The following is an 11,942-nucleotide window of genomic DNA, read 5'->3' as shown; positions in this document are numbered from 1 at the left end:
ACGGTTTTCCGTTCGGAATTGCGGCAAAACAAAGAGTTAGAGCAGTTCACCGTTTCCGCAAAACGGTGAACTGCTCTAAAGTCTCAATTTCGCTAAAGCCTCTTGGGCGGCATTGCCTGGATGATCCGGACGGCAAGGTCGAGATCGGCGAGCCCGCCCGAAAGCGGCGTGCGCGGCTTCGCGCCGGCCTGGATGCAATCGGCGAAATGCAGCCATTCGCGGCGAAATGACGTATCCGGAACGCCAGGTAGCACACGTTCGGACGCGGCTTCGCCTGCCGCCTCGCGTAGCCGAACGGTTGCCGAGGCATTGCGGAAATAGGGGTTCTGGAATTCGATCCGCACCTCGTCGCGCTCGCCATGCACGTGGATCCACTCGTCCCACCATTCATACTGGGCAAGCGCCATGTCGAAGACGCAAGGGACGCCGCCATAGTCGAGCACGGCCAGCAACTGGTTCGGACCGGTCTGCTGTGCGTGGACGACGCGGTCCGGCGTGCCGAAAGCACCACGCATGACGGCAAGATCGTGGCTGCTGAGACCCAGCAGCAAGAGATAGAGGTCGCGATAACCGGTATGATCGGCACCGAGGGCCGCTTCGACGCGTCGGGCGACGGCATTGCGTCCCGTCGCGAGCATGTCGGCCGGCACGTCAGCGATGCGGGTCTGGGTATAGAGCTGGCCATAGCGGTCGAAGCGGCCGGCGAAATCATGGACATGGATCGACTTCGGACGGCCGATCGCGGCGATGCGCTCCAGCCCGATCTCATAGCCGGGATCATAGAATTTCATGTAGCCGACAAGGGCGACGAGGCCGCTCCGCTCGGCCTGCTCGACCAGCGGGCGCGCCTCCTCGGGCGTGAAGGCAAGCGGCTTCTCGACGATCAGATGCTTGCCGGCGCGCATCGCGTCGGCGACCATCTCGCCATGATCGTAGGTGCAGATCACCACCGCATCGACATTCGGATCGGCGAGCAGGGCGCGATGGTCGGTATATCTGGCAGTGACACCATAATGTTCCGCGACCTTGTCGACCGTGCCGGGTGAGATGTCGCACAAAGCCGCGATGCGAAACGCCGGCAATTCCATGAGATAAGGCAAGTGCATCAACTGGGCGATCTCGCCGCAGCCGATGACGCCAACGCCAATAACGCGATCCTGCATTTCAACCCTTCACGGCGCCGGCGGTCAGGCCGGCGATGAACTGCCGTTGCATGGCGACAAAGACGACGATCACCGGCAGTGTCGTGATCGTCAACGCGGCGAAGTAGAGGCTCCACAGCGAGTCGTACTGCTGGAAGAAGCTGACCAGTCCGAGCGGGATGGTCTGTACGGAAGGGTCGCGCAGCAGCAGGAAAGCCAGGAAGAAATCGTTCCAGATCTCGATGAAGCCGAAGATGAGGATCAGCGCCACGCCCGGCCGCACCAGGGGCAGCATGATGTGGATCAGGATCTCCAGCCGGCTGGCGCCATCGACGCGCGCGGCATCTTCGAGGTCGGCCGGCAGCGTGATGAAGAAGCTGCGCAGGATGAAGACCGAAAGCGGCAGCGATGTCGCGGCATAGATGAAGGCAATGCCGAGCCGGCTGTTGATCAGGCCGAGATCACGCGCCACCAGGAACAACGGAATGGCCATCACCTGCGGCGGCACCAGCATGGCCGCCACCGCGACGGCAACCACAAGCCCGCGTCCGGGGAAACGAAGACGCGCCACCGCATAGGCGCAAGGCGTCGCGACGACGACCAGGATGATCAATGCCGAACCGGTGACGAAGACGCTGTTGACGATGCGCGATCCCATGCCGGCGATCCGCCAGGCATCGGCATAGTTCTGCAACACCAGGCTCGATGGCGGACCCCATACATTGCCGAGCATTTCCTGCTTGGTCTTGAGCGAGCCGAACAGCACCCAAAGCAACGGATAAAGCGTCTCGAAGAGCACGAGGACGAGCGCGGCATAGACGCCGGCAAGTTCGAGGATGCCGCGCATGCCGAGGCGCTGCATGAGCCCGCGATGGCGAAGGCCGGCAGCGCCGTCGTCCAGGGAAAATGGAGGGTTGGCGGCGACTCTCATCAGATATCGAGCCTTTGTCGGCGCATCAGGGCGAGCAGGCCGACGCTGGCCAGCCCGACGATCAGGAAGAGCACATAACCGATCGCCGCGGCGTAGCTCATGGCGCCGTCCTGGAAGGCCTTGCTCATCATGTAGGTGAGCACCACTTCGGTGGCGTGGTTCGGACCGCCCTTGGTCAAGACATAGACGATGTCGAAGTTGCGCACAAAGGCGCCGGAAAGGCCGAGGATAGTGTTGATGAAGACGATCGGCATCATCATCGGAACGGTGACATGCCGGAAGCGCTGCAAGGGGCCGGCGCCGTCCATCTTCGCCGATTCATAGAGTTCCGAGGGAATCGTTTGCAGCCCAGCCAGATAGATGACGGCGTGGAAGCCAAGCCATTTCCAGACATCGACGACGATGATCGAGTAGAGCGCGATGTCGGCGTCGCCAAGCCATGATCGTTTCAGCGCGCCGAGGCCGGCGAGATCGAGCCCGCTGTTGAGCAGCCCGAAGACCGGATTGTAGATCCAGGACCAGAGCAGGCCGACGGCGACGAAGGACATCGTCACCGGGATGAAGGCGGCGGCGCGAAAGAAGGCGCGGCCGAGCAGCGCCCGGTTGAGAAGTAGCGCCAGCCCGAGGCCGAGCACGTTCTTCAGGATGACGACGGCAGCGACGAAGATCAAATTGTTGCGCAGCGCGCCGAGGAAGATGCGATCGTGCATGAGGCGCTTGTAATTGGAAATGCCTGTCCAAGTCGGGTCGGAAAACCCGTCCCAATTGTGCAGGCTGAGCCAGAAGCCGTTGACGAACGGCCAGAGGTAGAAAAGACCGAAGAGGATCGCGGCGGGCAGGATCATCAAGAAGGCGACGGCCCCGTCCCCGGCATCGAAGCGCCAGGTGCCGGATCGGCTCGAGACAGGAGCCGCCTCTCGCGATCGCGTGATCATGTGGCCTTCGCGCCTTGCGGGGTCAGCACCAACCCGAGCGTGTCCCTGACATAGGCGATGCTCTCGAGCGTGCTTTGCTCCGCCGTCTTCTTGGAGGCATCCAGCTCGATAATGGCGAGGCCATCGTAGTTGGCCTCCAGCAAGATATCGACGATGCCGGCTAGATCGACGACGCCGGCGCCGAGCTCGCAAAAGGCGCCATAGCGGTCATAGCCCTTCAGCGCCGGATCGATCTTGGTGTCCTTGAAATGCATGTAGCGCACGGCCGAAACGTAGGTCTTGACCGCGTCGACCGGATCGGAATTGGTATGCGCAAGATGCGCCGGATCGATGCACAGGCCGGCCAGGTCGGTATCCAGTTCATCCATCATGCGGTCGAGCTGGTCGCGGCGCTCGATGAAGGTGTCGAGATGCGGGTGATAGACCGTCTCTATGCCAAGGTCCTTTGTCCGCCTGCCGATGTCCTCGAGTGCCCGGCAAAAGGCGCGGTAGTCGTCGGCCGTGTGCGACCCGGCAATGGCTTCCGATGGACCGCCGCCGAGAACCAGCACCGGTGAGCCGAACCCCTTCAGCATCCTGGTCAGCGCGACGAGCACGTCGCGTTCATAAGGCCAGGCGACAGGGTTGGTGAAGATCGCATTGACGTAGAAGGAGGACAGCTTGATGCCATATTCGCTCTGGCCTTCCGACAGCAGCGCGTAGCGCCGCAAGATGTCGGTGTCGGTGGTCACTCCCATCGGCGCCTGATTGCCGAGCTGCATGTATTTGCGGGCGTACTGATCCGACAGGCTGGTGAAGGCGAGGATTTCAAACCAGCCGAAGCCCTGGTCTGCCAGGAACTTGATGGCCGGCCTGAGTGGAAGGCCGGTCAGGTCCCAGCTATTGAGATGATAGCCGATCGAGAAGCGCTGCCGTTCGGCGCGATTTGTCGTCATGTGTTCTCTCCGATGGGCGAGGCTGCCCGAAGCAGGCAGTCTCTGTTCTTCTTGCCTGGCGCATCAGCCCCACTGCTGCGCATGCGCTTGCGGGCGCTTACTTGCAGGGCCTCATTTGGGCGGCCAGCTGCCCTGGGCCTTGAGGTCGTCGAAAATGGTCTGGATCGATGCGGCGGCGTCTTCGGGCGTGGTCGTGCCGCCGACGATGCCGGCGATTGCCGAAGCCGTGGCGCTCGCGACTTCCGATGGCCAGATCCAGTCGAGGAACTTGATCGTGCTCGGGAAGGCTTGCTTGCGCAGTTCGACGGCATAGGCATCGTCGACCTGCGGCACGCCCTTGATCGAGGCCGCGATCGGCTGTTCCGGCGCGAGATAGAGCGTCGCGACCTCGGGCCTTGTCAGATACTCGATGAACTTGACCGCGGCATCGAGCTTTTCGGGCGGGATCGAGGAGGCGACGCACATGCCGTTGTCGGCACCGCCGCCATGGCCCGGCGCTCCTGGCGTTCCGTCCATTTTCGGAAAGGCAAAGACACCCCATTTGAAGTCCTTGACGCTGGTCTGCAGCGACGGGATTTCCCAGGTGCCGCCATAATACATCGCGCTCTTGCCGGCGGCGAAGGCCGCACGCATGCCGTCCTGGTCGACGGAAAGCGAATCCTTGGAAAGGATGCCGTCATCGACCCATTGCTTGATCAGCTTGAACGCTTCGACATCGGGCGCATCGGTGAATTTCGCCGTGCCTTCAAGGTTCTTCTGCGTCTTGCCGACCGGGTCGCCCGAGGCCTGCGAAAAGGTTTCGAAGTACCACATCGGCCACATCACGGTGTTCGAGCCCTGATGCAGGAGAGGGATCACGCTCGCGGCCTGGAACTTCGGCACGGCTGCCTTCAGGTCGTCATAGGTCGGCGGAACAGGGACGCCGAGCTTCTGAAAGAGATCGACATTGTAGAAGATCGTCGATGTCGAAAGCGTCGAGATCGGCACGCCGTAGACCTGCCCGCTGACCGTGAAGGCGCCAAGCGCCGCGGCGTCGATCCTGTCCTGGAACGGCTTGATCCTGTCGGTAATCGGCATCACCAGTTTGCGCCTGACATAGGCACCATTGGTGTAGAAGGCCGGGCAGGCGATCAGATCCATTTCTTGGTTTGCAAGCTTGGCGGTCATCACGCGCTGGATGGAGTCGGTTTGCGGCCCCTGGGCATCCCACTCGACCGCGGCGACGTCGGGATTGGCCTTGAGGAAGCCGTCGATAACCTGCTGCTGGATTTTCTTCTGCTCGTCCGGCGGTTGACGCGGCGCGAGTTCGTCGAGCGCCGAGCCGCCGAAAATCTTCAGCGTGATCCCGTCGGCGTGGCCGATACCGGGTAGTGTGATCAGGCCGAGGCTTAGCAGTGCGGTGGCAAGGATGGAGGCGGTGGGACGTTGTTTCGGACGATGGGTCACTCTCTGCTGAAGGGGCATCTGGCTCTCCTTTACGCCAATGCCGAGGGGCAACCTCGGGACCAAGATCGTTGATGGTCATATGATCTTGGTCGCCTGTTGATGTTTTTGTCAATCGGCAAGAGTGCCTATTATTTCATCGATCGCGGCGGCCCCTCGCAGGGGTTGAAAATGGCTCGATCAGTCACCTCCACGCCGCGCTCAGAGGATATTGGCGCGGGTCGACATCAGCGCGCTCGAGACGAGCGAAGCGGAAATAGTCAGATGCGGGCGACTCTCTGTTAAGGCCAAGCCCAATCTTCATGACCTACTTCACGCCGATGCCGGCGGTCAGGCCGCCATCGATCTTGTAGTCCGCGCCGGTGCAGAAGCCGGCCTTCGACGAACACAGGAAGGCGATGAGTTCGGCCACCTCCTCCGGCTCGCCGATGCGACCGATGGGATGCGCTTCGCCGAAGCGCTTGTATGCGGCCTCGACATCGGCATCCGTCCCGTTCTCGCCGCGGGCGGCTTTCTCCAGGATCGGGGTCCGGATCGAGCCCGGGCTGACCGAATTGACGCGGATGCCGGAGCGCGCATGGTCGAGGGCCAAAGCGCGCGTCAGCGTGTGGATGGCGCCCTTGGTCGTGGCATAGGCGGCGACGTTTTGCTGGCAGGCAAAGCCCTGCACCGAAGCGACGTTGACGATGGCGCCGCCTCCCCTGCGGACCATTTCGGGAATGCCGAAATGCGCGGTCAGATAGATCGACCCGACATTGACCGACATCGCTCTGTTCCAGGTCTCGAAATCGGTGCTGACAGCGGTTCCGTACGGATGCACCGCCGCGGAATTGACGATGATATCGATGCCGCCGAATTTCGCGACGCCGGCCGCGACCGCGTCGCGAACCTGATCCGGCACGGAGACGTCGGCGCCTATGACCAGCGCCATGGCTCCGGACCCTTCCAGTTCCGCTGTCAGCGCTGCGTTGGCCGCGCGGTCGATGCCGCAGGCGATAATCGCGGCACCGCCTGCAGCGAGGCGTCTGGCGGTTGCCAGGCCAATCCCGGTCGTCCCCGTCACCAAGGCCACCTTGCCGTCGAAATCCTTCATCGCGGGAACTCCTTCATTCGCTACCCCGGTTTTGGGATAACGACATGCATAAATCAAAGCCCCAAAGCGCGCCGCCAGAATCCGTTGAAACGCGAGGCGCTTTAGTTTGACACTCATTGTGGTCCGACAATAGGTTGCCGTCCTCTCGCAGAAGGAAGCGGCAATGGAACAGTGCTGGCGCTGGTATGGACCAAACGACCCGGTAACACTCGATCACGTCAAACAGGCAGGCGCGACAGGTGTGGTATCGGCGCTGCACGATATCTATGACGGGCGCGCCTGGCCGCTCGAGAACATTCTGGAGCGCAAGCGAATCATCGAAGCCGCCGGCCTGACATGGTCGGTTGTCGAGAGCATCCCGGTCCATAACTCGATCAAGATCGGCTCGGCCGAAAGGTTGCGCTATGTCGGCTGGTACAAGGACACGATCCGCGCGCTCGCCAAGGCCGGCATCGCGACGGTCTGCTACAATTTCATGCCCGTGGTCGACTGGACCCGCACGGATCTGGCCTACCGGCTTCCGACGACGGGTTACGCGTTGCGTTTCGATGCGATCGATTTCGCGGCCTACGACCTGTTCGTGCTGAAGCGCGGCAATGCCGAGGCCGGTTACAGCGCCGCCCGCATCGCCGAGGCGGAGGCGCGGCTGAAGGAGCTGAGCAGCGAGGCGATCGACAGGATCGAGCGCAACCTCATCGCTGGCCTGCCGGCGACCGAACGCAGCTATGACAGGGACAGTTTTCGCGAGGCCCTGGCGGAATACGATGCGATCGGACCGACGGAACTGCGCGACAACCTTGCGTGGTTTCTGCGCGAGATCATTCCTGTGGCCGAAGAGGAGGGAGTGCGCATGTGCATCCATCCCGACGACCCGCCCTTCTCGCTCTATGGCTTGCCACGCATCGTTTCGACCGCCGAGGATGCGCGTTTCATACTCAACGCCGTCGACAGCCCCGCCAATGGCCTGACGTTCTGCACCGGCTCTTATGGCACGCGCGCCGACAACGACATCGTCGCCATGGTCAAGGAATTCGCCGACCGCATTCATTTCGTCCATCTGCGCAACATCACCATCGAGGATGACGGCTCGTTCTATGAGGCCGAGCATCTCGAGGGCGGCACCGACATGGCGCATGTCATCCTGGCTCTGATGCAGGAAGAGACGCGCCGCCGTAGGGAAGGCCGTGCCGACTGGCGCATTCCGATGCGACCCGATCATGGTCACCTGCTCGCCGACGACATCGGCAAGAAGAAGATCAATCCCGGCTATTCGCTGATTGGCCGGCTGAAAGGCCTCGCCGAGCTGCGTGGCATCATGCGCGCCGTCGAGCGGTTCCGGCTGGCTTGAAGCCGTCCCGCCGGTCGGCTGGCTGGATTTATAGACGATCATACGCGGTTGCGCTTCCGCTCTGACTTATACGATGTCGCACTGGAAAGTGCGGTCCACGAGAGGCATGGCGGATTAAGCACCTGTCGGGAAATTATTTGCCGGCAGGTCACAATATGCAGCGCTGACGTTCTTCCATCCGGCCCAGATTGGACTTCCTGTTGCTTTGATCGGCACGCCTTGCGTGTCACTTTGAGATGCATTCATGCTCGAAGCTCTTGCCGGTGGTCGCTTCTACTTCTCCTAAGCCAAGGCAGAGAAAAGAAGGAACCTGACCATGCCCAGAATTGTGCCGGTGCTTGACCTGAGCCGTCTCGAACAAGGTGCGTCCGAGTATCGCACTTTTCTCCTGGACCTGCGTACGGCGGCCCGGGATGTCGGCTTCTTCTACCTCAGCGGCCACGGTATTTCCGCTTCGGAGATCGACGACGTGCTCGATGCCTCGCGCCGGTTCTTCGCGCTGCCGGAGACCGACAAGCTGGCGATCGAAATGGTCAAATCCCAGCAGTTTCGCGGCTACACCCGCGCCGGCGGCGAACTGACCAAGGGTGCGGCCGACTGGCGTGAGCAACTGGACATTGGCGTGGAGCGCCAGCCCATACCGCAAGGGCCGGGAATAGCGCCCTGGACACGGCTGCAAGGGCCGAACCAGTGGCCCCTGGCGCTGCCGGAACTCAAGCCGGCGCTGCTGGCATGGCAGGCCAAGGCGACGGCGGTGGCGATCCGGCTGCTGAAAGCCTTCGCATTGTCGCTCGATCAGCCCGAGGACGCCTTCGACACGATCTATCGGGACTCGCCCAACCATCGCATGAAGATCGTGCGCTATCCCGGCCGTGACGCGACCGAAGGCGACCAGGGCGTCGGCGCGCACAAGGATGGCGGTTTCCTCACCCTGCTGTTGCAGGACGACAACAAGGGCCTGCAGGTCGAATACGATGGAAGCTGGGTGAATGTGGATCCGCTCCCCGGAACGCTGGTCGTCAACATCGGCGAACTGCTCGAACTGGCATCGAATGGATATTTGCGCGCCACCGTTCACCGCGTCGTGACGCCGCCTGCCGGCGTCGAGCGGATTTCGGTTCCCTTCTTCTTCAGCGCCCGGCTGGATGCGACCATACCGCTTCTGACCCTGCCCGAGGAATTGGCGGCCGAAGCGCGCGGACCGGCAAGCGATCCCGACAACCCGTTGTTCCGCGATGTCGGTACCAATGTGCTCAAAAGCCGGCTGCGTTCACATCCCGACGTGGCACGCCGCCACTATGCCGATCTTCTCGAGACCGGAGCCGCGGGTTCGTGAGGGTTCTGCAATAAGGCGCACGAATTTTTGCCGGTTTGTATTTTTTTTGGAATTCCATTCGTCGCCAAGGCTTTGAAATAAGCTCAAACAGGTAAAATCGTTCGGCGGTTTCCTCCCATTCCGCTGGACGGTGTTCCCCTCTGAAGGTTTTGACCTTCTTTTGGCCGGGCCGCATTCGAGCCCGGCCATTTTTTGTCCTGGTCCCGGGCGGCGCAAAACTGACATGCTGCAGAAGCCAGGCGCGGAGGAACAGGATATCTTCCCGAACTGGACGGACCGTCCGATCCTTGGTTCAGGATTCGAGCGATGGTGCTCGATTGCATCGATCGGTCGGAATGGCTTTCATGACACAAAAACAATTGCGCCTCGGCGCCTTCATGCGCCCCGTCAGCCTGCATACGGGCGCCTGGCGCTATCCAGGCGCCTATCCCGACGCCAATTTCAATTTCGCGCATCTGAAGCGCTTCGCCCAGACCCTGGAGGCGGCGAAGTTCGACGCCTTCTTCATGGCCGACCATCTGGCCGTTCTCAACATGCCGATCGAGGCGCTGCGGCGCAGCCACACGGTCACGTCGTTCGAACCGTTCACGCTGCTGTCGGCGCTCGCCGCCGTCACCGACCATATCGGGCTGGTCGCAACCGCATCGACGACGTTCGACGCGCCCTATCATGTTGCCCGCCGCTTCGCCTCGCTGGACCATATCAGCGGTGGGCGCGCCGGCTGGAACATCGTCACCACGTCCAATCCCGATGCGGCGCTCAACTTCGGCCTCGACGAGCATGTCGAGCATGATGAGCGCTACCGGCGGGCGCGGGAATTCTACGACGTCGTCACCGGCCTGTGGGACAGCTTTGCCGACGATGCCTTCATTCGCGACGCTGACAGTGGGCTTTATTTCGACCCCGCCAGACTGCACGTGCTCGACCACAAGGGCGAGCACCTCTCGGTGCGCGGGCCGCTCAACATCGCGCGGCCGGTGCAGGGCTGGCCCGTCATCGTCCAGGCCGGCGCCTCGGAGGCGGGGCGGCAACTGGCGGCCGAAACGGCGGAGGTCATTTTCGCTGCCCATGCCGATCTCGCCTCGGGGCAGCGTTTCCTTGCCGACGTCAAAGGCCGTGCGGAGAAACTTGGCCGGTCGCGCGACGACATCAAGATCCTGCCGGGTGCCTTTGTCGTGGTCGGCGACAGCGTCGAGGACGCGCAGGCCAAACGGGCGAAGCTCGACAGCCTCGTCTATTACGAGAGCGGCATCGCCTCGCTGTCGATTGCCATCGGACACGATGCATCCGGCTTTGACCCGGACGCGCCCTTGCCCGAAATCCCCGAGACCAATGCGAGCAAGAGCGGCCGCGAGCGCGTCATCGAACTGGCGCGCCAGGAGAACCTGACCGTCAGGCAGCTTGCCCAAAGGCTGGGCGGCTATTCCGGCCTTGCTTTTGTCGGCACGCCTGAAACAATCGCCGACGAGATGGAGGAATGGCTGGTCGCCGAGGGCTCCGACGGGTTCAACATCATGTTTCCCTACTTGCCTGCCGGGCTCGATGATTTTGCCGAGAAGGTCGTGCCCGAACTGCAGCGGCGAGGGATATTCAGGCGGCAGTATGAGGGGTCAACGCTGCGCGAGAATCTCGGCCTGAAGCGGCCGCCCAACCGGTTTTTCGATTAGAGCGTTCTTCGCAAAGAGGTTTTCGATGTCGATCCAGTCCAACACCCGCATCGTGCTCGCGGCGCGACCGCAAGGCCGGCCGAAGCCAAGCGATTTCCGCATCGAGACAGTGGACCTCGTCCAGCCGGAAGAGGGCGAACTGTTGCTGCAGGTCCTCTATCTGTCGCTCGATCCCTATATGCGCGGACGCATGAACGCCACGAAATCCTATGCCAAGCCGGTCGATGTCGACGGCGTGATGGAGGGCGGCACCGTCGCGCGCGTCGCGATCTCTCGCCATCCGGAATTTGCTGAAGGCGACATCGTCCTGTCCCACTCCGGGTGGCAGAGTTTTGCACTGTCCGACGGTGTCGGGCTGCGCAAGCTCGATCCCGTGGCTGCACCCATCACAACCGCGCTTGGCGTTCTCGGCATGCCGGGCTTCACTGCCTATGCTGGCTTGCTCACCATCGGACAGCCGAAGCCTGGCGAGACGGTCGTCGTGGCGGCCGCCAGCGGCGCGGTCGGGTCGGCCGTTGGCCAGATCGCGCGCATCAAGGGCGCGCGTGCCGTCGGCATCGCCGGCGGCGCCGACAAATGTGCTTTCGTGAGAGACGAACTCGGCTTTGACGCGGTCGTCGATCACCGTGCCGATGATTTTGCCGAGCAGTTGAAGGCAGCCTGCCCAGATGGCATCGACATCTATTTCGAGAATGTCGGCGGTCCTGTCTGGGACGCGGTGTTCCCTCTACTGAACGAATTTGCGCGTGTGCCGGTCTGCGGGTTGATCGCGCAATACAATGCTATCGCGGATGCCGGCACTGATCGGCTGCCGACACTGATGCAGCAAGTGCTGCGCCGCAGCCTGACGATCAGGGGTTTCATCCAGCGTGAATTTGTCGACCAGCGCCCGGCCTTCTACAGCGATATGGCCGACTGGATAGCATCCGGGCAGGTTCGATACAGGGAAGATATCGTGGACGGTCTGGAGAATGCGCCACAGGCCTTCCTGGGGCTTCTCGAGGGCAGGAATTTCGGCAAGCTTGTCGTGCGTGTCGCGGGAATTCCCTGACTGCATCGCCGCGGAATTTCGGACTCTGTCGAACCCGAAAGTGGGCTTCGCGATTGAGCGT

10 protein-coding genes are annotated in these 11,942 nt (G+C 62.2%); 4 read left to right on the top strand and 6 right to left on the bottom strand.

The features are described from left to right. Positions 1–92: 92 nt before the first annotated feature. The 6 genes from ACSQ3L_RS29600 to ACSQ3L_RS29575 all read right to left on the bottom strand — a co-directional run bounded on the left by ACSQ3L_RS29600 (position 93) and on the right by ACSQ3L_RS29575 (position 6,479). Positions 93–1,163, bottom strand: coding sequence for a Gfo/Idh/MocA family protein (locus ACSQ3L_RS29600; protein WP_436163140.1), 1,071 nt, complete (start codon positions 1,161–1,163; stop codon positions 93–95). Between the two features lies 1 nt (position 1,164). Further along, complete coding sequence (locus tag ACSQ3L_RS29595; RefSeq protein ID WP_436163139.1) at positions 1,165–2,073, bottom strand: carbohydrate ABC transporter permease; 909 nt, start codon at positions 2,071–2,073, stop codon at positions 1,165–1,167. Then, complete coding sequence (locus ACSQ3L_RS29590) at positions 2,073–3,008, bottom strand: carbohydrate ABC transporter permease (protein WP_436163138.1); 936 nt, start codon at positions 3,006–3,008, stop codon at positions 2,073–2,075. The genes ACSQ3L_RS29595 and ACSQ3L_RS29590 overlap by 1 nt, the downstream gene beginning before the upstream one ends. After that, positions 3,005–3,943 carry a sugar phosphate isomerase/epimerase family protein gene (locus ACSQ3L_RS29585; protein WP_436163137.1) on the bottom strand — a complete coding sequence of 313 codons (939 nt, stop codon included), beginning with the start codon at positions 3,941–3,943 and terminating at the stop codon, positions 3,005–3,007. The genes ACSQ3L_RS29590 and ACSQ3L_RS29585 overlap by 4 nt, the downstream gene beginning before the upstream one ends. Positions 3,944–4,054: 111 nt before the next feature. Further along, positions 4,055–5,407, bottom strand: coding sequence for an ABC transporter substrate-binding protein (locus ACSQ3L_RS29580; RefSeq protein WP_436163136.1), 1,353 nt, complete (start codon positions 5,405–5,407; stop codon positions 4,055–4,057). A gap of 286 nt (positions 5,408–5,693) precedes the next feature. Next, a complete protein-coding gene (locus ACSQ3L_RS29575) occupies positions 5,694–6,479 on the bottom strand; it encodes an SDR family NAD(P)-dependent oxidoreductase (protein WP_436163135.1) in 786 nt (261 codons plus the stop codon). A 163-nt stretch (positions 6,480–6,642) separates the two neighbouring features. Between ACSQ3L_RS29575 and uxuA the strand changes: the two genes are divergently transcribed. The 4 genes from uxuA (at position 6,643) to ACSQ3L_RS29555 (ending at position 11,881) form a co-directional block, all read left to right on the top strand. Continuing rightward, on the top strand, positions 6,643–7,827 hold the full coding sequence (gene uxuA / locus ACSQ3L_RS29570) for a mannonate dehydratase (RefSeq protein ID WP_436163134.1): 1,185 nt from the start codon (positions 6,643–6,645) through the stop codon (positions 7,825–7,827). A gap of 316 nt (positions 7,828–8,143) precedes the next feature. Continuing rightward, on the top strand, positions 8,144–9,163 hold the full coding sequence (locus tag ACSQ3L_RS29565) for an isopenicillin N synthase family dioxygenase (protein ID WP_436163133.1): 1,020 nt from the start codon (positions 8,144–8,146) through the stop codon (positions 9,161–9,163). A 344-nt stretch (positions 9,164–9,507) separates the two neighbouring features. Next, positions 9,508–10,830 carry an LLM class flavin-dependent oxidoreductase gene (locus tag ACSQ3L_RS29560; protein ID WP_436163132.1) on the top strand — a complete coding sequence of 441 codons (1,323 nt, stop codon included), beginning with the start codon at positions 9,508–9,510 and terminating at the stop codon, positions 10,828–10,830. 25 nt (positions 10,831–10,855) lie between these two features. Next, entirely contained in the window at positions 10,856–11,881 is a 1,026-nt protein-coding gene (locus ACSQ3L_RS29555) for an NADP-dependent oxidoreductase (RefSeq protein ID WP_436163131.1), read from the top strand. The last annotated feature ends 61 nt before the right edge of the window (positions 11,882–11,942 follow it).

The sequence above is a fragment of the Mesorhizobium sp. LjRoot246 genome, from assembly GCF_964254115.1.
In the GTDB taxonomy this organism is placed as follows: Bacteria; Pseudomonadota; Alphaproteobacteria; order Rhizobiales; family Rhizobiaceae; genus Mesorhizobium.
This window is presented reverse-complemented; position numbering and strand designations above follow the sequence as displayed.